This window comes from Methylobacterium sp. V23 (assembly GCF_002917135.1).
Taxonomy (GTDB): domain Bacteria; phylum Pseudomonadota; class Alphaproteobacteria; order Rhizobiales; family Beijerinckiaceae; genus Methylobacterium.
In genome coordinates this window covers 65,182-88,603 of record NZ_PDHT01000009.1, presented here as the reverse complement: position 1 = coordinate 88,603, position 23,422 = coordinate 65,182, and the positions used below count along the sequence as shown (strand labels likewise).

Below are 23,422 nucleotides of genomic sequence, written 5' to 3'. Positions count from 1 at the left end.
CCGGCACACCCGAAGTCCTTATCCGTGACGTGCCCTCACCGCGGCGTGTCTAGTACGTGTCTTGGCCGGATCGGCCAGAGGATTCCATGACGAAGAAGATCGTGTTCCTCGACCGCGAGTCCCTGGACGCCAAGGTCCGTGCGTTCTCTTTTCCGCACGCGTACGTCGAGTACGAGTCGACCTGGACGCCGGAAGAGATCGTCGAGCGCCTCAAGGGGGCCGAAATCGCGCTGATCAACAAGGTCCCGATGCGGGCCGAGACCCTGAAGCAGTTGCCCGATTTGAAGCTCATCGCGGTGGCCGCCACCGGCACCGACGTGGTCGACAAGGAAGCCGCCAAGGCCCAGGGCATCACCGTCGTCAACATCCGCAACTACGCCTTCAACACCGTGCCTGAGCACGTGATCGGCCTCATGTTCGCCCTGCGCCGGGCGATCGTGCCCTACGCCAACTCGGTGCGCCGGGGGGATTGGGCGAAATCGACGCAATTCTGCTACTTCGACTACCCGATTCACGACATCGCCGGCTCGACCCTCGGCATTGTCGGCTACGGCGCGCTCGGCAAGTCGATCGCCAAGCGGGCGGAAGCGCTGGGCATGAAGGTCATCGCCTACGACGTGTTCCCCCAGGAGGGTCTCGTCGACTTCGAGACGATCCTCACGGAATCCGACGTCATCACGCTGCACGCGCCGCTGACGCCCGAGACCCGCAACATGATCGGGCGTGAACAGCTCGCGAAGATGAAGAAGCACGCGCTCCTCATCAACACCGCCCGCGGCGGCCTCGTGGACGAGGAGGCCCTGGCCGAGGCCCTGAAGGCCGGCACGATCGGCGGCGCCGGCTTCGACGTGGTGATGACCGAACCGCCGAAGAACGGCAACATCCTCTGCGAGCTCGACCTGCCGAACCTCATCGTCACGCCGCACGTGGCCTGGGCCAGCAAGGAGGCGATGCAGATCCTCGCCGATCAGCTCGTCGACAACGTCGAGGCGTTCGTCGCCGGCAAGCCCCAGAACGTGGTGTGACGCGGGTCCGCGCTCCCCACCGTCGCGGGGGCGCATCGTGATCGCCGAAGCGATCGACCAAACCGAGATCAAACGCCAGCCGCGCCGAGCGCGGGACCGACAGGGATCCTGAGACAATGAAGAAGCTGCTGTTCCAATTCGACACCGACGCCGTCCCGAGCGTGTTCGACGTGGTCGTCGGCTACGATGGCGGCGCGGATCACATCACCGGCTACGGCAACGTCACCCCGGACAATGTCGGCGCCCTCGTCGACGGCACGATCTACACCCGCGGCGGTTCCGAGAAGAAGTCGACGGCGATCTTCGTCGGCGGCGGCAGCATGGCGGCCGGCGAGGCCGTGTTCGAGGCGGTGAAGAAGCGTTTCTTCGGCCCGTTCCGCGTCTCGATCATGCTCGATTCCAACGGCTCGAACACCACGGCGGCCGCGGGCGTCGCCCTCGTCCAGAAGGCAGCCGGTTCGCTCCAGGGCAAGAAGGCCGTGGTACTCGCCGGCACCGGCCCCGTCGGCATGCGCTCGGCCGCGCTCCTGGCCCAGGAAGGCGCCGAGGTCATCCTGTGCGGCCGCTCCCTCGACAAGGCGCAGGCCGCCGCCGATCAGATCAACACCCGCTTCAAGGTCAACATCAAGGCCGCCGAGACCCCCGACGCGGCGTCCCGTGCGCAGATCGTCAAGGGCCAGAACCTCGTGTTCTCCGCCGGCGCGATCGGCCTCGAGCTCCTGCCCGAGGACGCCTGGAAGGATGAGGCCAGCATCGAGTTCGTGGCCGACTACAATGCGCAGCCGCCCCTCGGCTTCGGCGGCATCGAAGCCATGGACAAGGGCAAGGACCGCCACGGCAAGAAGGTGTTCGGCGCCCTCGGCATCGGCGGCCTCAAGCTGAAGCTGCACCGCGCCTGCGTCGGTCAGCTCTTCGACAACACCGAGCAGGTGCTGGACGCCGAGGCGATCTACGCCCTCGCCAAGAAGATGGCCTGATCGCCATGGCCGCGAAAGAGAACGCCGCCAACGAGACCATCCAGACCTTCCTCGACGGTCTGGCCAGTTCGGCGCCCACCCCCGGCGGGGGTGGCGCGGCCGCCATCTCCGGCGCCATGGGTGCCGCCCTCCTGAGCATGGTCTGCAATCTCACCATCGGGAAAAAGAAGTACGTCGAGGTCGAAGACGAGCTGAAGCAGATCCTCGGTCAGTCCGAGGCGCTGCGTACCGAACTCACCGGGATGATCGCCGACGACGTCGAGGCATTCGACGCCGTGATGGGCGCTTACGGGCTTCCCAAGGTCACCGACGAGGAGAAGGCGGCACGGGCGGAGAAGATCCAGGCTGCCCTCAAGGTCGCCACCGACGTGCCGCTCGCCTGCTGCCGCGCCTGTCGCAAGGTCATCGACCTCGCGCAGACCGTCGCCGACAAGGGCAACCTCAACGTCATTTCGGATGCCGGCGTCGCGGTGCTGTCGGCGCATGCCGGCCTCCGCAGCGCGGCGCTGAACGTCTACGTCAACGCCAAGGGCCTGGACGACCGAGCCTTCGCAGACGAGCGTCTCGGCGAGCTCGAAACCCTCCTGGGCTCGGCCGGTTCGCTGAACGAGTCGATCTATGAGGTCGTGAAGGCGAAGGTAAACTGAGCCATTCGGCCACTCGTGCCGCGCGGGTTTCGCACCGCACGAAGACAAAGTATGTATCGCACCACAGCAAGAGCTGCTCCCGACGCCATCGGGGCAGCTTTTCTGCAAAATGAATACAGTTTCACGTCCCTCAAGGCAGAGTGAAACAGACTGTAAAAAAATATAAGTCGCAAAGCACTTTCCGTGAAGTGAAATTTACGAGACAGTCGCGGCAAGGAAGAAACGCCGAGGAGAACGCCCATGGACGTGCACGAGTACCAGGCCAAGGAACTGCTTGCCGGCTTCGGCGTGGCGGTTCCGAAGGGAGCAGTGGCTTTCAGCGCCGATCAAGCCGTCTACGCAGCCACGGAGCTCGGCGGCTCCTTCTGGGCGGTCAAGGCCCAGATCCACGCGGGCGCGCGCGGCAAGGCCGGCGGAATCAAGCTGTGCCGGACCTACAACGAGGTCCGTGACGCCGCCAAGGATCTCCTCGGCAAGCGCCTTGTGACCCTGCAGACCGGCCCCGAAGGCAAGCCGGTGCAGCGCGTCTACGTCGAGACCGCAGACCCCTTCGAGCGCGAACTCTACCTCGGCTACGTCCTCGACCGGAAAGCGGAGCGCGTCCGCGTCATCGCTTCCCAGCGCGGCGGCATGGATATCGAGGAGATCGCCGCGAACGAGCCCGAGGCTTTAATCCAGGTCGTGGTCGAACCGGCCGTCGGCTTGCAGCAGTTCCAGGCGCGCGAGATCGCTTTCCAGCTCGGCCTCAACATCAAGCAGGTCTCGGCGGCCGTGAAGACGATCATGAACGCCTACCGGGCGTTCCGCGATTGCGACGGCACCATGCTGGAGATCAACCCCCTCGTCGTCACGAAGGACGACCGGGTCCTGGCGCTCGACGCCAAGATGTCCTTCGACGACAACGCCATGTTCCGCCGGCGCAACATCGCCGACATGCACGATCCCTCGCAGGGTGATCCGCGCGAGGCCCAGGCCGCCGAGCACAACCTCTCCTACATCGGGCTCGAGGGGGAGATCGGCTGCATCGTCAACGGGGCCGGTCTCGCCATGGCCACCATGGACATGATCAAGCATGCGGGCGGTGAGCCCGCGAACTTCCTCGATGTCGGCGGCGGCGCCTCGCCGGACCGGGTCGCGACGGCCTTCCGCCTCGTCCTCTCCGACCGCAACGTGAAGGCGATCCTCGTCAACATCTTCGCCGGCATCAACCGCTGCGACTGGGTCGCCCAGGGGGTGATTCAGGCGGCGCGCGAGGTGAAGATCGACGTGCCGCTCGTGGTCCGGCTCGCCGGGACCAATGTGGAGGCGGGTCAGAAGATCCTGGCCGAGAGCGGTCTCGACCTCATCACCGCCGACAGCCTCTCGGATGCTGCCGCCAAGGCCGTTCAGGCCTGCGAAGCGGCCAAGAACAGCCCCAAGACCAGCCACTGAGACGCAGGGGAGGATACGTCATGAGCATTCTGATCGACGAGAAGACCCCGATCCTGATCCAGGGCATCACGGGCGACAAGGGCACCTTCCACGCCAAGGAAATGATGGCGTACGGCTCCAACGTCGTGGGTGGCGTCACCCCCGGCAAGGGCGGCAAGACCCACCTGGGTGTCCCGGTGTTCAACACCGTCAAGGAGGCCGTCGAGGCCACCGGAGCCACCACCTCGATCACCTTCGTCGCGCCGCCCTTCGCGGCCGACGCCATCATGGAGGGGGCCGATGCCGGCCTCGCGCTGATCTGCTCGATCACCGACGGCATCCCGGCCCAAGACATGATGCGGGTGAAGCGCTACCTGCGCCGCTACCCCAAGGAGCGTCGCACCATGGTGGTCGGCCCGAATTGCGCCGGCATCATCTCGCCCGGCAAGTCGATGCTCGGCATCATGCCCGGTCACATCTACCTCAAGGGCAATGTCGGTGTGATCTCGCGCTCCGGCACGCTTGGCTACGAGGCGGCCGCGCAGATGATGGCCGAGGGTATCGGCATCTCCACCTCGGTGGGTATCGGCGGCGATCCGATCAACGGCTCGTCCTTCCTCGACCACCTCGCCCTGTTCGAGCAGGACCCGGACACCCGGGCCGTCCTGATGATCGGCGAGATCGGCGGTCCCCAGGAGGCCGAGGCCTCGGCCTGGATCAAGGAGAACATGTCGAAGCCAGTGGTCGGCTTCGTCGCCGGCCTCACCGCTCCGAAAGGTCGCCGCATGGGTCATGCCGGTGCGATCATCTCGGCCACCGGCGACTCGGCCGCCGAGAAGGCCGAGATTATGCGTTCCTACGGCCTGACCGTGGCCCCGAGCCCCGGCGAGTTCGGCTCGACGGTGGCGCAGGTGATGCGCAAGCTGGCGGCCTGATCCGCGACACCCTCCCTCCGTGTGAGGGAGGGTGGTGGCGAAGCGCCCCGGAGAGGGAGCCCTTTCTCGGGGAGCTGCGCCCCCTCTCGCAGGACTTTGGTCCAACCCGACCCGGATGCTGGGCATCCTTCGCCTGATTTGAGGCGAGGGCACACACGGGACCCCATACCCATCCGTTGCCCGCTTCCGTCGCGGTCGATCGGCGAAGAATTTCTTTCAAGGTGGCCTTCGATGACGGATACCCTTCACGCCCCGGTCGGAGCCGTCGACCACACCTTCGCGCCCCCCGTCATCACGGGAACTTCGTCGAAGGAAGCCCTCGACATCCTGTTCCACGCCCTGCTCGCCGTGGCCCGCCGGCACGAGCCCGAACTTGAGGACGTGCTGCACGGGCGGGCCAACATCTCGGAATTCTCACCCGAGCTCCTCGCGCGAGCGCTTCAGGTGCAGGGTATCTGGTTCCAGCTGCTCTCCATCGCCGAGCAGAACGCCGCCATGCGCCGGCGCCGTCAGGTCGAGCGCACCAAGGGCCGCGAGGCGTTGGGCGGCAGCTTCAGCGCCGTCCTGGCCGATGCGGCGGCGAGCGGCATCAAGGCGCCGGAGATCCACGCCCTCCTCAAGGATCTGCGGATCCGTCCGACGATCACGGCGCACCCCACCGAGGGCAAGCGCGTCACGGTGCTGGAGAAATTCCGCCGCATCTATCTCGTGCTGCGTGAGTTGGAGCTGCCGCGCTGGACCGAGCGCGAGCGCAACGGCCTGATGAACGAGCTGCGCGACCAGATCGAACTCGTCTGGATGACGGGTGAGCTGCACCTGGAGAAGGCCACCGTCGAGCGCGAGGTCGCCTGGGGCCTGCACTTCTTCGACGAGACGCTGTTCGAGATGCTGCCGGAGGTGCTTTACTCCCTGGAGGAGAGCCTGGCGGAGTATTATCCGGACGAGAAGTTCGAGGTGCCGCCGTTCTTCCAGTTCGGCTCCTGGATCGGCGGCGATCGCGACGGCAATCCCTATGTGACCTCGTCCGTCACCCGCGCCACCCTGCAGCGCAACGCGCTCGCCTCCCTGCGGCGCTATCGCGACGGCGTCACGTCGCTGGGCCGCACGCTCTCCCTGACCGAGCGCTCGCTGCCGGTGCCGGAGACCTTCAGGGCGGCCTTGGCACAGATGCTGACCGAGAGCGGCGACGGCCGCGCCATTGCCAACAGGAACCCGGGCGAGGCCTATCGGCAGTTCCTCACCTGCGTCCTGCGTAAGCTCGAGGCGACGATCCTGCGCAACAAGGGCCAGCGCTCGACCGGGCCGGACTATCCGAGCGCGGACGGCCTCATCAACGATCTGCGCACCCTGGAGCAAGGTCTGGCCGACGCGAAGTGCCCGTCGTTGGCCGTCGATCTCGTGCGCCCGGTCCGGCGCATGGTCGAGATCTTCCGCTTCTCCACCGTCCGCCTCGACCTGCGCGAGAACACCACCCGAACCACCAAGACCCTGCAGGCCCTGTGGATCCAGGCGAACGGTCAGAACCGCACGCCCCCGGACGTCGACTCGCCCGAGTGGAAGAAGTGGATCATCGAGGAGCTGGCCCGGCCACGGACGACCGAGCGCAGCTTTGAGGATCTGCCCGACGATGCGCGTGAGACCCTGGAGACCTTCGCGCTCGTCGGCGAGATGCGCGAGCAGCTCGACCGCGAGGCTTTCGGCTCGTTCATCCTGTCGATGACCCGCTCGGTGCAGGACATTCTCGGCGCCTACCTGCTGGCCAAGGAGGCGGGTAACTTCCTCGACGCGGCCGGCACCGAGATCTGCTGCCTGCCGATCGTGCCGCTGTTCGAGACCATCGACGACCTGCGTGCGGCTCCGGCCATCATGAAGGAGCTGTTCTCGATCCCCCTCGTGCGCCGGTCCACGCGCTGGCAGGGCGGCGTGCAGGAGGTCATGATCGGCTACTCGGACTCGAACAAGGATGGCGGCTTCGTTGCCTCGAACTGGGAGCTCTACAAGGCCCAGGACAAGCTGACCCAGCTCGGCAAGGCTTCGGGCGTGCCGATCGCCTTCTTCCACGGCCGCGGCGGTTCCGTGAGCCGCGGCGGGGCACCGACGGCCCGTGCCATCGCGGCCCAGCCCCCCGGCTCGATCAACGGCCGCTTCCGCACCACGGAACAGGGCGAGGTCGTCTCGTTCAAGTACGCCAACCGGGGCACCGCCGCCTACCAGATGGAGCTTCTCGCCTCATCGGTCTTCCAGCACGCCCTGAAGTCGGAGCGCGAGGCCGCCAAGCTGCCCCGCAGCGAGTTCGACGACTGCCTGGAGGCCCTGTCGGGCGCCTCGCGCGCGGCCTACGTCAACCTGATCCAGCACCCCGATCTCGTGACCTATTTCGGGGCCGCGAGCCCGCTGGACGAGATCGCGCTCCTCAACATCGGGTCGCGTCCCGCCCGCCGCTTCGGCGCGCGCTCGCTGTCCGATCTTCGGGCGATCCCCTGGGTCTTCGCCTGGTCGCAGAATCGGCACGTGATCACCGGTTGGTACGGCGTCGGCTCGGGGCTGAAGAGTTTCCTCGACGTGCGCGGCAAGCAGGGCGAGGCGCAGCTGCAGCGGCTCTTCGCCGAATCGAAGCCGTTCCGCCTCATTCTCGACGAAGTCGAGAAGACGCTGCTGATGGTCGATCTGGAGATCGCGCGCGACTACGCCGGGCTGGTGCCCGACGAGGGTGCGCGCAACAGCATCTTCCCGCTGATCGAGGCCGAGTACGCCCTTACCCGTGAGATGGCCCTCCGGGTCAGCGGCGGTACCGAACTCGCCGAACGTTTTCCGCTCTTCCGCGATCGCCTCAACGGACGCCTGCCGACCATCAATCAGGTCAGCCGGGAACAGGTCGAGTTGCTGCGCCGATTCCGCTCCGAGGAGGATGAGGACCAGCGCGAGGCGGTGAAGTCGGCCCTGCTGCTCTCGATCAATTGCATCGCCGTGGGCTTCGGAGCCACGGGATAACGGCCTTGTCAGGATCCCGCGGGCCCGCGACGGCCCCCGGTCTCACACGCGGGTTCGTCCCGCCCGGTATGGTGTCCCGTTATGCGGGTCTCATGAACAACCAGAAGACGTCGAACAGGAAGGATACCCAATGAGCTTCACCCTGATTCAGCAGGCGACCCCGCGCCTTCACCGCTCGGAACTCGCCGTCCCCGGCTCCAACCCGACGTTCATGGAGAAGTCGGCCAGCTCGAAGGCCGACGTCATCTTCCTCGATCTCGAGGATGCGGTGGCGCCGGACGACAAGGAACAGGCCCGCAAGAACATCATCCAGGCGCTCAATGAGATCGACTGGGGCAACAAGACCATGATGATCCGCATCAATGGTCTCGACACCCACTACATGTACCGCGACGTCGTCGACATCGTTGAGGCCTGCCCCCGCCTCGACATGATCCTCATCCCCAAGGTCGGCGTGCCGGCGGACGTCTACGCCATTGACGTCATGGTGACCCAGATCGAGCAGGCCAAGAAGCGCGAGAAGAAGATCGGCTTCGAGGTCCTGATCGAGACCGCTCTCGGTATGGCGAACGTTGAAGCCATCGCCCAGTCGTCCAAGCGCCTCGAGGCGATGTCCTTCGGCGTGGCCGATTACGCGGCTTCGACCCGCGCTCGCTCCACCGTCATCGGCGGCGTGAACAAGGATTATTCGGTCCTTACCGACAAGGACGAGTCCGGCAACCGCGAGACCCATTGGCAGGACCCGTGGCTCTTCGCCCAGGCCCGCATGATGGTTGCCTGCCGCGCCTATGGCCTGCGCCCGATCGATGGTCCCTTCGGCGACTTCTCCGATCCGGACGGCTACATCTCCGCCGCCCGCCGCTGCGCCGCCCTCGGCTTCGAAGGCAAGTGGGCGATCCACCCCTCGCAGATCGATCTAGCCAACGAGGTGTTCACCCCCTCGGCGGCCGAGGTCGACAAGGCCCGCCGCATTCTGGCGGCCATGGAAGAGGCCGCCAAGGCCGGCAAGGGCGCCGTCTCCCTCGACGGCCGCCTCATCGACATCGCCTCGATCCGTATGGCCGAAGCGCTGATCGAGAAGGCCAATGCGATGGCGGCGAGCTGACGCCTCGGCACGACGCCTGACGAAACCCGCAACTCGGCCGCCCCTGTGGGGGCGGCCCTTTTGTTTGGCGGCCGGTCCTCGGAGTGACCGGCACCAAGACCGCCCGTCATCCGTTAGCCCATGCCCGCCAGCGGCAAGCGTTGCGGCAAACGTGCAAGATGAAGCCGATCGGCGGGCGCATGACACAAGACCCTCACCAGGTATCCAGGGAGATCCCATCATGCACGTGACCATCGAAGACGCGCACAAGGCCATCGAGGCCGCTCGCGCGAAGGCCGTGGAACTCGGCACGCAGATGTGCATCGCCGTCGTGGATTCCGGCGGTAACCTGAAGGCCTTCTACCGGATGGACGGCGCCTGGGTCGGCTCGATCGACATCTCGCACAAGAAGGCGAAGACCTCCGTGTTCTTCGGCATGATGACGGGTCAGATCGGCCAGCTCTCGCAGCCGGGCGGACCGCTCTACGGAATCGAGCACTCGAACGACGGTCTGATCACCTTCCCGGGCGGCATCCCGATCGTGGATCAGGACGGCGAGATGTCTGGAGCGATCGGCGTCAGCGGATCGACGGTGGAGAACGACCACGCAGTGGCGCTGGCCGGCGCAAGCTGCATCGGCTCGACGGAGCTGCCGGCGCATCCCTGGCGGACCTGACCCGCTCGATTGCCCTTCCAACACGGAAAAGCCCCGCTCGCGAGAGCGGGGCTTTTCCGTGCGACCTTCGAAGGCGGCGGCCCATGAGGGCCGCCGGATCGGACCTTAGAGGGAGCCGAACTTGTAGTTGAAGCCGGCCTTGATCAGGTTGCCCTCGGTGTTGAAGCGCGAGGTGTACGAGCCGGTCGCGGCGGTCAGGCCGGTCGTGTTCACGAGGACGTTGCGGCTGCCGAGGTCGTAGCGGAGGTACTCGGCCTTCAGCGTGATGGCGCTGGCGCCGATGAGACCGCCGATGAAGTTGAAGCGGTTCAGGAAGCTGTCGGTGGGGATCGCGTACTCGATGCCGCCGCCGTAGACGTAGCCCGTCTCCATGCCCTTGTAGCGGCCCAGGTAGGCGAGCTGGTTGGCACCGTTGAAGAAGTCGGCCTGATACTTGACCTCGCCGTAGGCGAAGCCGCCGGTCCCGTAGACTAGGAACCGGTCGAAGGCGTAGCCGAGGCGGCCCTGCACAGTGCCGAGGTAGTTCAGGCGGTTCCGGAAGCTGCTCGGGTCAGGAACACCGCCGTTGAACACGCTGGGAGCGCTGAAATAGTCACGACGCTTGCCGATATCGGTCCAGGTCACGTCGGCCTCGGCGCCGACGACGAAGCCGGAGCCCGGGGTGAACTGGTAGTTATACCCGATGCCGCCGCCGATGTTGCCGATGCCGTCCTGCTCGGCCTTGAAGCTCGAGGGACGACGCTCGCGGGCCACGTTGAGGCGGGTGTCGGTCAGACCGCCCGTAGCATCATTGTTACCAATGGTGCGAATGGTCTGGTTGTCGCTGAAGGTGTAGGAGCTGTGCGTTCCCACGTACAAACCGGTCCAGGTGAAGACCGGCACCGGCACGAAGACCGGCGGCGGCGCCTGACGGCGCGGAAGGTCGGCGGCATTTGCTGCGCCGATGGCGGCGAGCGACGCGAGGCCAGCCAGGAAAGTCTTTGCAATCATCGGGGTGTCTGTCCCAGGGTCGGAGAGTTGCCGTCAAGCTACTCGCGGTTGTCCAAGCCGACTATGCCCCACAAGCCACACCTGCTTCGGAAGCGTCAGGTGGCGTACGAAATTCGGTCGGACCGTGCGTCGGAGTGCGACCCGTGGCGCGCCACGGCGGGTGACAACGGCCGGTTAAGCACGTTGCGCTACTCCGATCCGGCACCCCTCCAGCCGTGACAGGAGCGACGATGACACGGGACCAGCTCGCCGCAGAACTGAAGCGCATCGCCACCGATCAGGTCAGCGACATCGAGCGCGCGGTCAAGGACGGCCACAAGACGATTGCCCTGAATGAGATTGCGGATCTCAACCGTAACCTGAAAGCCCTCGCGGCAGCCGTCAAAGGCAAGACCTTGATCCGGGCATGATTTCAGCGCCGGCACCTCTGCGTGTGCCGGCGCAAGAGAAGGCGGGAGGCTTGGGAAAAGCTCGGCAGCCCCGTTGACCGTTGCGAGACTTCGGACGCATGTTCCTATTATGTTCTCGATCAGGATCGCCGATGCAGTCTCGTCCCACCCCCGCGCCTGCCTGGATCGCGCCGGCGGAGGCGATCGTGGCCGCCTATCTGGAAGAGGCCGACGGCGATGCGATCCTTGCCCTCCATCGTGCGGTGGCCGATGCTCTGACCGACCTGTGCGAAGCCGAGCGTCGGACCCTGCGCCGCGATCGCCTGATTTCCCACGGCTACGTCCGCGGTCGGCCCGATCGAGACGCGTAGGGACGGCTCACACCTCGCCGTCGGAGGCTTTTTGCTCCTCGACCTCCGGCGCGACCTGCCCGAAGTTCAGAACCGCCACCAGGGCGGTTCCGCCGAAAACGTTCCCGATCAAGGTCGGCAGGAAGAAGCGCCACGCATAGTCGACCATCGTCGCTTGGCCGGAAAACACGAGATAGAACGTGTCGACCGAGCCGGCGACGATGTGGCTGAGATCGCACATCGAGACGAGCCAGGTGATGAGGATGATCACCAAGGCGGCCGCCGATCCCGTTGCCGGCAGCATCCACACCAGCAGGGCGATGAGCCAACCGGCGAAGACGGCCTTGATCACCGTGGTACCGAAGCCCGAGGCGACGGCGTGGTGGCTGAGCGCCGCGAAGGCGGTATGAACACCCGGCGCGAAAGCGTCCGAATAGGCAAGCACCGCCGCGATGACGGCCGTCGCCGCGATATTGCCGGTCAGCACGATTCCCCAGAGCCGCAGGACCCGCCAAAGCGTCGACCGACTGCGGTCATGCAACAGCGGCAGGATCGGCGTCACGGTGTTCTCGGTGAACAGTTGCTGGCGTCCCAGGATGACGATGAGGAAGCCGGTGGCGTAGCCGAGACTCGTGATCAAGCTGGTCCAGGGCGCCTCGGGCAGGTGGGTCTTCAGCACACCCGGCACGATCAGGGAGAAGCCCATGGTGAGGCCCGCGGCGATGGCCGACAGGAGGAGTGCGCTACCCCGACGCCGCAGCTCTTCATCGCCCTCGAGCCGGATGACCTCGTGGAGGACGAAGGCGTCGGGACGTCCGATTTCCGCGACGGCCGCGGCTTTCGGATCGGACCCGTCCTCGCGCTCATCGGCCATCGTATCCGCTCCCGGTGTCGCCCGCATGGAAAGGGGTCGCTTGGATGGAAGCGGACCGGGGCTGGGGTTGTTCAGGCGGGCGCGCCGCCGCGCAAGCGGTCGACGAGCGCGTCCACCTCAGCCCGGGCGGCGGCCAGCGCTGAGGCTTCCCGGCCGCGCACCACGATGCGATTGGCAAAACCGTTCGGCGTCATCGACGGATAGGAGCCGATCGAGACCTTCGGGTGGGCCTTGGCGATGGTTGCGAGACCGCTCGCATAAGTGCCCTCAGGCAGGTTGCCGGCCTCGATCGTCTCCGACAGCACCTTGACGCCGGTCACCAGTGTCGGTCCGACATTGTCGAGCATCGCCTGCATGATCCCCGGCACGCCCGCCATGACGATGACGTTGCCGATGCGGAAGCCCGGCGCCTTGGAGATCGGGTTGGCGATGAGGTCGGCCCCGTCCGGGATGCGCGCCATGCGCAGGCGCGCCTCGTTCAGATCCTCGGGCTTGTGGCGCTCCAGCAGCATCGCCTTCGCGCGCGGATCGACGTCGATCGCGACGCCGAAGGCCGCGGCGACGCAGTCGGCGGTGATGTCGTCGTGCGTTGGACCGATACCGCCGGTGGTGAAGAGATAGGTGTAGGAATCCCGAAGGGCATTGATGGCGGCGACGATGCGATCGGCCTCGTCGGGTACGATGCGCACTTCCTTCAGGTCGATGCCGACGGCGCTGCAGTAGTCCGCGATCGTGCCGATGTTCTTGTCCTTGGTGCGCCCGGACAGGATTTCGTCACCGATGACCAGGACGGCGGCGGTGACGGCGGCGGTTTCGGTCGGTTCAGGCACGGCGGATCCGGGGCAAGCGGGAGGGTCCCTGCCAAGTAGCGCGGCGAGCCCCGCCTGACCACGCGTCCTCAGCGTGCCCCGCGCTGAAGGTCGCCGTCGATAAGGAGGGCGCTCTTGCCGTCAAGGCGATTGCGGTAGACCTGTAGATTCTCCATCACCCGCTGGACGTAGTTGCGCGTCTCGGTGAACGGGATGCGCTCGACCCAGTCGATGGGGTCGACTCCGCCCTTGCGCGGATCGCCGTACGCGTCGATCCACTTCTTCACGTTGCCGCCACCGGCATTGTAGGAGGCGAAAGCGAGGATGTACGAGCCGCGCCAATCCTCCATCAACTCACCGAGATGGGCCTGACCGAGGCGGGCATTGTAGGCGGGGTCGCTGGTCAGACGTTCAGGGTCAAAGCTGGCACTCACCCGGCGCGCCGTACGCTGGGCGGTGGCGGGCATCATCTGCATGAGACCGCGGGCACCGACGCTGGACTGCGCCTGCGGGTCGAACTGGCTCTCCTGCCGGGCGATGGCATAGACCATCGCTTTCTCGACCAGGGGCACGGCGGCGGAGGCCTCGTAGTTCGGGATGCCGATCGTCGGGTAGGCATGGGCATCGAGCGGCAGGCCGCGCTGCACCGCGATCTTGCCGATGGCGACGAGGGCGCGGGAGTTGCGCTGTTCGGCGGCGACGTTGCCGAGCGCCTCGAGTTCGGCCGCATCCGTGAGGCGGTTCGCGCTGTCGATGTAGAGCGGCAGTGCGAGGTCGCGGATCGCTGCAGCCTCCAGCATCTTCAGGGCGCGGACGTAAAGACGCTGGTCGAAGGCAGCCTGTTGGGCGGCGTCGAGGCCGGGAATGCTGCGCAGGGACAGGCTGGATCGTCCGAGCTTCGTCCGCGCCAGCTGTCCATAATACGCGATGGGCTGGAGCGCGGCGCGCTCGTAGAAGGTCTTCGCGGCCTCCGCCTGGCCCAAGGCTTCCGCGGCGCGGCCCTGCCAATAGGCAGTCCGGGCGAGCGAGATCGGCGTTTCGGCAATCCGGGCGGCCTCGGCGAAGTGCTGCGCCGCCTTCGCAGCATCGTCCTGGAAGCGCAAGGCGATCCAGCCCGCGTGGAACTCGGCCTCGATCCGCTTCTCGACAGTGCGGGCACAGGGTGCGCGCGCCACCGCGTAGGCAGCGACCGGGTCGTTGGCATCGATGAGCTTGCGGGCGACGATCCGGCGCTCGACCCACCACTCGTCGCCGTCCACCAGCACATCGGGATGAGCGGGTGCGGTGGCGAGGACCGCTGCCGCCTCCACGAACTTGTCGTGCCGGCGCAGGTACTGCGCTCGGGACAGGATGTAGGACGAGTCGCCGCGTAGCGACGGCGGTACCGCATTGAGGGCGGCCGGTGCGGCCGAACTCTTGTCTTCCACGGCCCGACGGGCGCGGACCAGGGTCGCGTAGCTGCCCCCGGCCAGGGTCGCCGCCCGTCCAGCGCTGTCATAATCCTCCTTCAGGAGGGCGCGCTCCATGCGGAAGCGGTGGTCGATCCGGGTCAGGACCGTTGGGAAAGCCTCGAGAACCTTCGTCTCGAGGTTCCGGCCGAAGGTTTCCGAGCGCCACAGGTCGCGCACGAGAACGGCGGCGTCCTCGTCGAGGCCGTCGGCCCGGAGGGCCAGCGCCAGGGCGAACTTGCCCGGCGCGCTGGCCGGCCGCGAGGCGGCGAAGAAGGCCCGCACCGTGGTGGAGTTCCTGCGTTCGGTGAGCAGGGCCTCCTCGGCGCGGCGGCGGAGCAGGGGGCCGGCCGGCCAGTCGGGATTGCTGCGCGTGAAAGCGACGGTGCGGTCGAAACCGATGCCGGCACCGGCCCGGATCGCAACCCATTCGAGAAGTGCGCGCGCGGCGGGGTCCGCGAAGGCGTCCCGCAGGCGATCGCCGTCCGAAACGCGGCCTTTGCGATACGCATCGATCGCCTGCCGCAGAGCGGGAAGATCGACGTCGGGCGCCGCTTGTGCCGCGCGTGCCGGATCCATGACCTCCGGGACGGGCGCGGCCGGTGACACGGCTGCGTCGGGCAGCGGAAAGGCGATGGCGGCCTCAGGATCAGCCGAGGCATAGGCCTTGGCCGCAGGGGGCAGACCCTGGCTGGGAGCGGCTTCCGGAGTCTTCGCCTCGATCTTGAGAGCATCGGCCGCGATGGGATCTGCGACCTTGGCCTCGGGCAAGGCGGACGACGGAGCGACCGCGTCGCTGGCCGGGCGAAGGCTCGGCGCGTCGCCGTCCAGTCCGGCGGAGGCCGCGAGCGCTCCGGCCGACACGAGGCTCAGAGCCAGCATCAGGGCTGCGCGTTGCGTCGAGAACACCATGGTTCTTCCAGTCCCATCACCGTGGACAGACCTTCAAGCTCACCCGAAGGGCATTAAGAAGGCATTAACCCCATGAACGCAGCGTTTGCGCCGGTGCGGACGAGAGCCTATGTCTGCCCGTCCGCGCGAAGCGGTGCCGCTGCCGGACAACCGGCGCATGACGAGACCGACGGCTGGGAACGCCAGGATGACCGAGACCTCCACACGACGCCTCAGGGGCGCGATGTCCGCCCTCGTGACTCCGTTCAAGGACGGCGCCTTCGACGAGGCAGCCTTTCGCAAGTTCGTGAACTGGCAGATCGCTGAGGGTATCCACGGGCTCGTTCCCACCGGCACCACCGGCGAAAGCCCGACCTTGAGTCATGCCGAGCACGACCGCGTAGTCGAGATCTGCATCGAGGAGGCCCACGGCCGCGTGCCTGTGATCGCCGGTGCCGGCTCCAATTCCACCGCCGAGGCGGTAGAGCGCGCTCGCCACGCCGAGAAGGCAGGAGCGGATGCCGTGCTGGTGGTCACGCCGTACTACAACAAGCCGACCCAGGCCGGCCTCTACGCGCATTTCAAGGCCGTGAACGACGCCATCGGCATTCCGATCATCCTCTACAACATTCCCGGGCGCTCCATCGTCGATATGAGCGTCGAAACGATGGCGCGCCTGTACGAACTCAAGAATATTGCCGGTGTGAAGGACGCCACGGCCAAGCTCGACCGGGTCAGCCTCCAGCGCCAGGCCATGGGCGAAGACTTCATCCAGCTTTCGGGCGAAGATGCGACGGCGCTCGGGTTCAACGCCCATGGCGGCCGCGGCTGCATCTCGGTGGTGTCGAACGTCGCGCCGCGACTCTGCGCCGAGCTCCAGGAGGCGACCTTGGGTGGCGACTACGCCAAGGCGCTCCAGATCCAGGACCGGCTGATGCCGTTGCACGCCAGCATGTTTGTGGAGCCGAACCCGTCGCCGGTGAAGTACGCCCTCGCGCGGCTCGGCCTGATGACCGACGAGGTGCGGCTGCCGCTTCTCACCGTGAGCGCTGAGACGAAAGCGCTGGTCGACGCCGCCTTGCGACACGCGGGTCTGCTCGACGCTTGAGCCAGACTGGCAAAGCAGTCCGCGCAGAACCATATCCCTCGGCCCGGTCGCGATGGCGCGACCGGCCTGACCCGACGTTGTGATGGCTCCCAAACCCGAATCGAACCGCCGCGTCGTCGCCGATAATCGCGCCGCCCGCTACCATTATGAGATTACCGACACGCTCGAGGCGGGACTCGCCCTGACGGGGACCGAGGTCAAATCCCTGCGCAAAGGCAAGGCGACGATCGGGGAGGCTTACGCCGGTCCGTCCGGCACCGATCTGATGCTCTTCAACGCGTACATCCCGGAATATGTCGAAGCAAACCGCTTCAACCATGAGACCAAGCGGCCGCGCCGGCTCTTGCTCCATCGGAAGCAGATCAACAAGCTGATCGGCGCCACCCAGCGCGAGGGCTTCACCGTCGTTCCGCTGAAGATCTATTTCAATGAACGCGGCCGCGCAAAGATCGAACTTGGACTCGGCCGGGGTAAGAAGCTGCACGACAAGCGCGAAGCCTCGAAGGAGCGCGATTGGCAGCGCGACCGCGCCCGCATCATGCGCGACAAGGGCTGAGGGCGAGGGTTATTCGCAGGCTGAGGGAGCACTCCGGTCGCAGGGGGCGTCCGCGGGCCTGAATGCCGATCGTTTCTCCGACAGCCAGGGTATGATCCGAGAGCCCCGAAGCGATCGACGGACAATCGCCACGACGGCGAACCCGCACCGACATTGGCCGGAACGGGGGGCACGCAGTGCAGCGGTCCGAACACCCCGCTGCGTGTCGGGCGAGACGGCTCTCCCAGGCAGGGCAGTGTCGGTATGAATGAGGCCGGGCAACGTGACCGCCCGGCCTCAACGTTCCGTCTCTACCTCAGGCGCCGGTTTCCCGGCGTTTCAGGGCTCGACGACCTCGTCATTTTGACGAATGCCATAGCGGCTTTCCAGGGCGGGACTCGGTCGCGGAGATCGCTCCGGCGTCTCGCCGCGGAAACGGGTCGCTGTGTCACCGGAATGCCGGTTGTCCGGGGCGCGCGAACCACGCTCGCCAGGATCGCGGCCGATCCGCGAGGCCAGTTGCGCAAGATCCATGAATTCGTCGGCCTGCCGGCGCAGGTCGTCCGCGATCATCGCGGGCTGCGTCTGAATCGTGCTGACGACCGTCACGCGAACGCCGCGGCGCTGCATCGCCTCGACCAGGGACCGGAAATCCCCGTCGCCGGAGAAGAGCACCATATGGTCGATATGGGAGGCGAGTTCGAGCGCGTCGATCGCCAACTCGATATCCATGTTGCCCTTCACCTTCCGCCGACCCATCGAGTCGACGAATTCCTTTGCAGGCTTGGTGACGACGCGGAAGCCGTTGTAATCGAGCCAGTCGATCAGCGGCCGAATGGACGAATATTCCTGATCTTCAACAATAGCCGTATAATAAAAGGCTCGAAGAAGCGCGTCTCTCGACTGGAATTCCCGTAGAAGACGCCTGTAATCGATATCGAACCCGAGCGCCTTGGTTGCTGCATAAAGATTCGCGCCATCGATAAACAAGGCGCTGCGCTGTTGTGCGCTCATGTGGTGACCCGCTTAAGAGGAGGATAAAAAACGAATATTTTTCGGAGGAATGATAGACGCCACCGAAGCTGCTACTTGCTTCTCGGTTTCGTATTAAATGCTCAGAATGAGACTGAAGCAAAAAAGAACAGATTGATCGCGCAACAAAGCTTTGTGACTGAAATACCTTATGATTGTTTAAAGGCGTATCACCGAAAAAGTCAACTTTGGCCTGATATGAGGGAAATCCGACAACAATCTACGCAGGTTTATTTTCCGAATCGCAACTGCCGGCGGCGGTCGTAGCGGATTCTTCGCAAGCCAGCGCTCGCGAAGCGGGATGCTGCCTCCCGCGGGCGCCTCGTCGAGGGCGGGGCAATGAGCGGACGCCTTGTCACTGCGAGTTTAGCGCTGACGCCTTTTCCTCCGTCCAGCTCAGCCGTTGACGCGCTCGACTTTGTTCACCGTCCGCTTTCCACGAAGCTCAGAGATGATGGCGTTCAGGTGCTTCAGGTCCCAAACGGAGAGATCGATTACGATCTGCGTGAAGTCCTGCGTCTTTCGCTTCATCGAGACATTGTCGATATTGCCGTCATGATCGGCGATGACCTGGGCGATCTGTGCGAGGACACCCGGCTCGTTGATCGATTGCAGGGCGAGGCGTGCCGGAAAGCGCTCGCTTGTCCCGGCCTCGACGTCCCAGCGCACATCGAGCCAGCGGTCGGGCTCGTTGTCGAAGTCGGCGAGGGCCGCCGATTGGATCGGGTAGATCGTGACGCCGACGCCCGGGGTCAGAATGCCGACGATGCGGTCGCCCGGGACAGCACCACCGATGGGCGCGAAGCTGACCGGCAAGTCGCTGTCGAGACCCCGGATCGGGATTCCGTCCGAGCGGCCATGCTCTGCGCTTCTCCCTTCCGGGAACGTTAGGCGCATGGTCTGATCCTTAGCCAGGCTGAGGCGCCCCGCTCCGTCGGTCGAGGTCGGCTGCGGCAACGGTGCCGGCGCGCCGCGACGCTCGTCCTTGTGGTCTGGATAGACAGCCCGCACGACGTCGCCGGAGAACATCTCGCCTCGTCCGACGGCGGCGAAGACGTCCTCGGTGCTCTGCCGGGCGAGACGGGGCAGCGCCCCGCGCAGCTTGTCCTCCGAGAAGCTCTTGGCCGCCCGCTCGAAGGCACGATCAAGGATCTGGCGCCCCAGGCCGGCATATTGGCGCCGGACAGCCGAGCGCGTCGCACGCCGGATCGCGGAGCGCGCTTTGCCGGTGACCACCAGGGATTCCCATGCTGCCGGGGGGGATGCACCGTCCGAGCGGGCGATCTCGACCTCGTCACCGTTGACGAGTTCGTGCAGCAGCGGTGCCATGCGGCCGTTGATCTTGGCGCCGACCGCCGTGTTCCCGACATCCGTGTGAACGGCGTAGGCGAAGTCGATCGGGGTCGCGCCGCGGGGGAGGGCGATCAGGCGCCCTTTCGGCGTGAAGCAGAATACCTGGTCCTGGAAGAGCTCGAGCTTCGTGTGCTCCAGGAATTCTTCCGGGCTGTCGCCCTCGGCCAGAAGTTCGATGGTGCGACGCAGCCACTGATAGGCGCCGCTCTCGGTGGCTAGGCGGGGATGCCCGCCGCCAATGTCGTCCTTGCCGCCGCTCTCCTTGTAGTGAGCATGGGCGGCGATACCGTATTCGGCGATCTCATCCATCGCGGCCGTGCGAATCTGCAGTTCGACGCGCTGGCTCTTCGGGCCGATCACCGTGGTGTGAATCGAGCGGTAATCGTTCTGCTTCGGCGTCGAGATGTAGTCCTTGTACCGGCCTGGGACCATCGGCCAGCTGGTGTGAACGACGCCGAGAGCACCGTAGCAATCGGCCAGGGTCTCGACGACGACACGGAAACCGAAGATGTCGGACAATTGCTCGAAGGCGACTGACTTGCGCTCCATCTTGGCCGAGATGGAGTAGGGCCGCTTCTGCCTCCCCGTGACGACGGCCTTGATGCCCTGCGCGGCGAGCTTGGCGGTCAGATCGTGCTCGATGCTTTCGACGAGGCGTTCCGATTTGGCGGAAAGATCGGTGAGCCGCTGGTCAATGGTGGCGTAGATCTCCGGCTTGAGGTTGCGGAGCGCGAGATCCTCGAGTTCCTCGCGCAATTCCTGCATGCCCATGCGTCCGGCGAGCGGCGCGTAGATGTCGAGAGTCTCCTGAGCGATGCGTTCGCGCTTGTCCGCCCGCATGTGGTGGAGCGTGCGCATGTTGTGTAGCCGGTCGGCGAGCTTGACGAGGAGCACGCGAACGTCGGCCGCCACCGCCAGGAGCAGTTTTCGAAAATTCTCTCCCTGTGCCGCCCGCTTCGACACGAGGTCGAGGCGCTTCAGCTTGGTCAGCCCGTCGACGAGGGCACCAATCTCGGGACTGAAGAGTTCGCGGATCTCGTCGAGGGTGGCAGCCGTATCCTCCACCGTATCGTGCAGCACGGCTGCCACGATCGTGGCGTCGTCGAGCCGGAGGTCCGTGAGGATCGCGGCGACTTCGAGGGGGTGAGCGAAGAAGGGGTCGCCCGAGGCCCGCTTCTGGGTGCCGTGGGCGCGCATGGCATAGACGTAGGCGCGGTTCAGCAGGGCCTCGTTCGCGGCGGGATTGTAGCGCTTCACCCGCTCGACAAGTTCATATTGGCGCATCATCCGCCGGAAGACCCTTTCACGCTCGACAACCCCGGCACCGGGACCGCTCCCCTGATGTGTCCCGCATCGCACGCGGGCACGCCAGCCCCACGGCGTCGCATCAGCGGCAAATCCGGGCTTCCAAGACGAAAAAACCCGGCGCGGCGGCCGGGTTCTTCATCAGTTCACGTCGAGCGGGAGAGGCTTACTCGGCCTCGTCATCCGTCTCGGTGGGCGGCGCCAGGTTCTCGAGGCCGCGCAGCAGGTCTTCCTCGCTCATGCGATCGAACTGAACCGCGCCGTCGTCGCTGGACGAGGGCGGCGCCACTGCGGCAGCGGCCGGCGAGCTCGACAGCAGCGGCACGGTCTCGGCCTCCGGCTCGTCGACCTCGACGTACTTCTGCATCGAGTGGATGAGCTGTTCCTTCAGGTCGTCCGCGGTGATCGTCTCGTCGCCGATCTCGCGCAGGGCGCAGACGGGGTTCTTGTCGCGGTCGCGATCGATCGTCAGCGGCGCGCCGGCGGCAAGCAGGCGCGCGCGGTGGCTGGCCAGCAGAACCAGCTCGAAGCGGTTCTCGACCTTGTCGATGCAGTCTTCAACGGTGACGCGAGCCATGGCGGACGGCTCCTTCCTCGGACGGAATTTCTGGGCTGAGCCCGCCTCATACACCCCTTGGTGCCGGGCAACAAGCGCTGCGGCGGGTCTATCCCGTTGCGCACGTTCGACGATCCTCCGGCAATCCCCTGTCGAGGTCCCGCATAACGCCTCAGCGACGCGGGGCGGCGGCACGGTCTAGAAGATCCAAGCGCGGCGGTTCCTCGGCCGGGCCAGGGGGATCGTCCGACCATGACCACGCCACTCAGTCGTCGCAGCCTGCTCGGCTGTGGATGCCGTCTCGGGGCCGGGTGTTTCGCGGCCACCGCGCTGCCGAGCCTCGCCTTCGCGGCAGCGCCCTCGACGAAGAAGACGACCTTGACTGCCGACCAGGCGCTGGAGGCCCTGAAGGAGGGCAACCGCCTCTACCAGACCGACAGTCCCGTGCGCGCCGTCCAGGGTCGCGAGCGCCGCATCGAGATCGCGCTGGGACAGACTCCTTTCGTGGTGCTGGTGAGCTGCTCCGATTCGCGCGTGTCGCCGGAGATCCTGTTCGGGCGCGGCCTCGGCGAGCTCTTCATCGTGCGCAACGCCGGCAACTGCGTCGACACCGCCGCCCTGGGGTCGATCGAGTACGGCGTCTCACAGCTCGGCGTGCCTCTGGTGCTGGTGATGGGTCACAGCCGCTGCGGTGCGGTGGAAGCGGCGATCGATGTGGTCAAGAACAACACCGTGTTTCCGGGCTCGATCGGCCGAATGATCGAGCCGATCGTCCCCGCGGTGCTGTCGCAGCGCGACAAGCCGGGCGACTTCACCGAGAACTGCGTCCGCGCCAACGTCAACCGGGTGGTGGAGCGCCTGCGCAGCGCTTCCGAGCCGTCGCTCCTCGACCCGCTGAAGGTCGGCAAGCTGCGGATCGTCGGGGCGTCCTACAGCCTCGATTCGGGCACGGTCGACTTCTTCAACGAGGGGTAAAAGCGCCGGGCCTCGCTGCGGTGCCATGTTGACACAGGGGGCGGGCGGTGCGACTGCGCCGCCCTTCCTGTCCCGGGCCGAGCCTCTCGGGGCGACCCGGCGAGACGAGGACTTCGACATGGCGCGCGCTTGCATCTTCCCCGGGCAGGGCAGTCAGGCCGTCGGCATGGGACGGGCGCTGGCCGAGCACTTCCACCAGGCCCGCGACGTGTTCGCCGAGGTCGATGAGGCCCTGGGCCAGCCGCTCTCGCGCCTGATGTTCGAGGGGCCGATGGAGGAGCTGACGCTCACGGCCAACGCCCAGCCGGCCCTGATGGCCGCGAGCCTCGCGACCCTGCGCGTGCTGGAGGCCGAGCGCGGCCTCGACCTGAAGCGGGACATCGCCTGCGTCGCCGGCCATTCGCTGGGCGAGTACACGGCGCTGGCCGCCGCCGGCACCTTCTCCATCGCGGATGCCGCCCGGCTGCTGCGGATCCGCGGCACCGCCATGCAGGACGCGGTGGCCCCCGGGGCCGGGGCCATGGCGGCCCTGATCGGGGCCGAGGCCGAGACCGCGCAGGCGATCGCCGCGGACGCCGCCGAGGGCGCGGTCTGCGAGGTCGCCAACGACAATGGCGGCGGCCAGGTGGTGCTCTCCGGCGACAAGCCCGCGGTCGAGCGGGCGGTGGCCCTGGCCCAGGCGCGCGGCATCAAGCGCGCGATCCTGCTCAACGTCTCGGCCCCGTTCCACTGCTCGCTGATGGCTCCGGCCGCCGCTCGTATGCAGAGAGCACTTGTCGAGGTCGCGATGCACAGCCCCGTGGTCCCGGTCTACGCCAACGTGCTGGCCGCGCCCCTGACCGATCCGGCCCGGATTCGCGAGGCGCTGGTCGCCCAGGTCACCGGAACCGTGCGCTGGCGCGAATGCGTCGCCGCCATGGCGGCCGACGGGGTCGACCAGTTCACCGAGATCGGCACCGGCAAGGTGCTCACCGGACTCGTCAAGCGGATTGCCGCCGGCGCGTCGGCGAGCGCGGTCGGCACCCCCGACGACATCGCCGCGTTCCCTGCCTTCGCCTGAAC

Annotated in this window: 21 protein-coding genes; 14 read left to right on the top strand and 7 right to left on the bottom strand. The window is 66.4% G+C overall.

Translation table 11 applies throughout. The features are described from left to right. The first annotated feature begins 86 nt into the window (after positions 1-86). The 8 genes from CRT23_RS10780 to CRT23_RS10745 all read left to right on the top strand — a co-directional run bounded on the left by CRT23_RS10780 (position 87) and on the right by CRT23_RS10745 (position 9,745). A complete protein-coding gene (locus CRT23_RS10780; RefSeq protein WP_103709674.1) occupies positions 87-1,025 on the top strand; it encodes a D-2-hydroxyacid dehydrogenase in 939 nt (312 codons plus the stop codon). A 116-nt stretch (positions 1,026-1,141) separates the two neighbouring features. Next, positions 1,142-2,002 carry an NADP-dependent methylenetetrahydromethanopterin/methylenetetrahydrofolate dehydrogenase gene (locus CRT23_RS10775; protein WP_055957917.1) on the top strand — a complete coding sequence of 287 codons (861 nt, stop codon included), beginning with the start codon at positions 1,142-1,144 and terminating at the stop codon, positions 2,000-2,002. Positions 2,003-2,007: 5 nt separating this feature from the next. Further along, positions 2,008-2,649: a methenyltetrahydrofolate cyclohydrolase gene (gene fchA, locus CRT23_RS10770; protein WP_103709673.1), complete on the top strand. Its 642-nt coding sequence runs from the start codon at positions 2,008-2,010 to the stop codon at positions 2,647-2,649. A 240-nt stretch (positions 2,650-2,889) separates the two neighbouring features. Beyond that, the gene (locus tag CRT23_RS10765; RefSeq protein WP_055957924.1) at positions 2,890-4,080 is read left to right on the top strand and encodes a malate--CoA ligase subunit beta; all 1,191 of its coding nucleotides are present in this window, start codon (positions 2,890-2,892) and stop codon (positions 4,078-4,080) included. A gap of 20 nt (positions 4,081-4,100) precedes the next feature. Next, the gene (gene sucD, locus CRT23_RS10760) at positions 4,101-4,994 is read left to right on the top strand and encodes a succinate--CoA ligase subunit alpha (RefSeq protein WP_103709672.1); all 894 of its coding nucleotides are present in this window, start codon (positions 4,101-4,103) and stop codon (positions 4,992-4,994) included. Between the two features lie 231 nt (positions 4,995-5,225). Continuing rightward, positions 5,226-7,985 (top strand): phosphoenolpyruvate carboxylase, encoded by a 2,760-nt coding sequence (locus CRT23_RS10755; protein ID WP_103709671.1) that lies wholly within the window; start codon positions 5,226-5,228, stop codon positions 7,983-7,985. Positions 7,986-8,115: 130 nt separating this feature from the next. Next, positions 8,116-9,090 carry a CoA ester lyase gene (locus CRT23_RS10750; protein WP_055957932.1) on the top strand — a complete coding sequence of 325 codons (975 nt, stop codon included), beginning with the start codon at positions 8,116-8,118 and terminating at the stop codon, positions 9,088-9,090. 220 nt (positions 9,091-9,310) lie between these two features. Beyond that, complete coding sequence (locus CRT23_RS10745) at positions 9,311-9,745, top strand: heme-binding protein (protein WP_055957935.1); 435 nt, start codon at positions 9,311-9,313, stop codon at positions 9,743-9,745. Positions 9,746-9,850: 105 nt separating this feature from the next. On the opposite strand, the gene CRT23_RS10740 is transcribed toward CRT23_RS10745, so the two are convergent. Continuing rightward, positions 9,851-10,735, bottom strand: a complete 885-nt coding sequence (locus CRT23_RS10740; RefSeq protein ID WP_055957938.1) for an outer membrane beta-barrel protein — start codon at positions 10,733-10,735, stop codon at positions 9,851-9,853. Between the two features lie 230 nt (positions 10,736-10,965). On the opposite strand from CRT23_RS10740, the gene CRT23_RS10735 reads away from it, so the two are divergent. Then, on the top strand, positions 10,966-11,145 hold the full coding sequence (locus tag CRT23_RS10735) for a hypothetical protein (RefSeq protein WP_055957941.1): 180 nt from the start codon (positions 10,966-10,968) through the stop codon (positions 11,143-11,145). A gap of 131 nt (positions 11,146-11,276) precedes the next feature. Continuing rightward, positions 11,277-11,495, top strand: a complete 219-nt coding sequence (locus tag CRT23_RS10730; protein WP_103709670.1) for a hypothetical protein — start codon at positions 11,277-11,279, stop codon at positions 11,493-11,495. Positions 11,496-11,502: 7 nt separating this feature from the next. On the opposite strand, the gene CRT23_RS10725 is transcribed toward CRT23_RS10730, so the two are convergent. From CRT23_RS10725 to CRT23_RS10715, 3 genes are all read right to left on the bottom strand, one after another. Beyond that, positions 11,503-12,348 (bottom strand): formate/nitrite transporter family protein, encoded by an 846-nt coding sequence (locus CRT23_RS10725; RefSeq protein ID WP_055957948.1) that lies wholly within the window; start codon positions 12,346-12,348, stop codon positions 11,503-11,505. Positions 12,349-12,419: 71 nt separating this feature from the next. Further along, on the bottom strand, positions 12,420-13,178 hold the full coding sequence (locus tag CRT23_RS10720; protein ID WP_103709669.1) for a molybdopterin-binding protein: 759 nt from the start codon (positions 13,176-13,178) through the stop codon (positions 12,420-12,422). Between the two features lie 68 nt (positions 13,179-13,246). Next, positions 13,247-15,517, bottom strand: a complete 2,271-nt coding sequence (locus tag CRT23_RS10715) for a lytic transglycosylase domain-containing protein (RefSeq protein ID WP_103709668.1) — start codon at positions 15,515-15,517, stop codon at positions 13,247-13,249. 187 nt (positions 15,518-15,704) lie between these two features. Between CRT23_RS10715 and dapA the strand changes: the two genes are divergently transcribed. Together dapA and smpB are read left to right on the top strand one after the other, a co-directional pair. Further along, positions 15,705-16,604, top strand: a complete 900-nt coding sequence (gene dapA / locus CRT23_RS10710) for a 4-hydroxy-tetrahydrodipicolinate synthase (protein WP_103709667.1) — start codon at positions 15,705-15,707, stop codon at positions 16,602-16,604. Positions 16,605-16,686: 82 nt separating this feature from the next. Then, positions 16,687-17,160, top strand: coding sequence for an SsrA-binding protein SmpB (gene smpB / locus CRT23_RS10705; RefSeq protein WP_055957959.1), 474 nt, complete (start codon positions 16,687-16,689; stop codon positions 17,158-17,160). Between the two features lie 318 nt (positions 17,161-17,478). Here the strand turns inward: smpB and CRT23_RS10700 are convergent, their stop codons facing one another. The 3 genes from CRT23_RS10700 to rpoZ all read right to left on the bottom strand — a co-directional run bounded on the left by CRT23_RS10700 (position 17,479) and on the right by rpoZ (position 21,406). Continuing rightward, positions 17,479-18,153 (bottom strand): NYN domain-containing protein, encoded by a 675-nt coding sequence (locus CRT23_RS10700; protein WP_103709666.1) that lies wholly within the window; start codon positions 18,151-18,153, stop codon positions 17,479-17,481. Positions 18,154-18,567: 414 nt separating this feature from the next. Further along, a complete protein-coding gene (locus CRT23_RS10695) occupies positions 18,568-20,811 on the bottom strand; it encodes a bifunctional (p)ppGpp synthetase/guanosine-3',5'-bis(diphosphate) 3'-pyrophosphohydrolase (protein WP_055957965.1) in 2,244 nt (747 codons plus the stop codon). 184 nt (positions 20,812-20,995) lie between these two features. Continuing rightward, entirely contained in the window at positions 20,996-21,406 is a 411-nt protein-coding gene (gene rpoZ / locus CRT23_RS10690; protein ID WP_055957968.1) for a DNA-directed RNA polymerase subunit omega, read from the bottom strand. Positions 21,407-21,637: 231 nt separating this feature from the next. Between rpoZ and CRT23_RS10685 the strand changes: the two genes are divergently transcribed. Further along, entirely contained in the window at positions 21,638-22,360 is a 723-nt protein-coding gene (locus tag CRT23_RS10685; protein WP_055957971.1) for a carbonic anhydrase, read from the top strand. A 118-nt stretch (positions 22,361-22,478) separates the two neighbouring features. After that, positions 22,479-23,420, top strand: coding sequence for an ACP S-malonyltransferase (gene fabD, locus CRT23_RS10680; protein ID WP_103709665.1), 942 nt, complete (start codon positions 22,479-22,481; stop codon positions 23,418-23,420). Positions 23,421-23,422 lie beyond the last annotated feature (2 nt).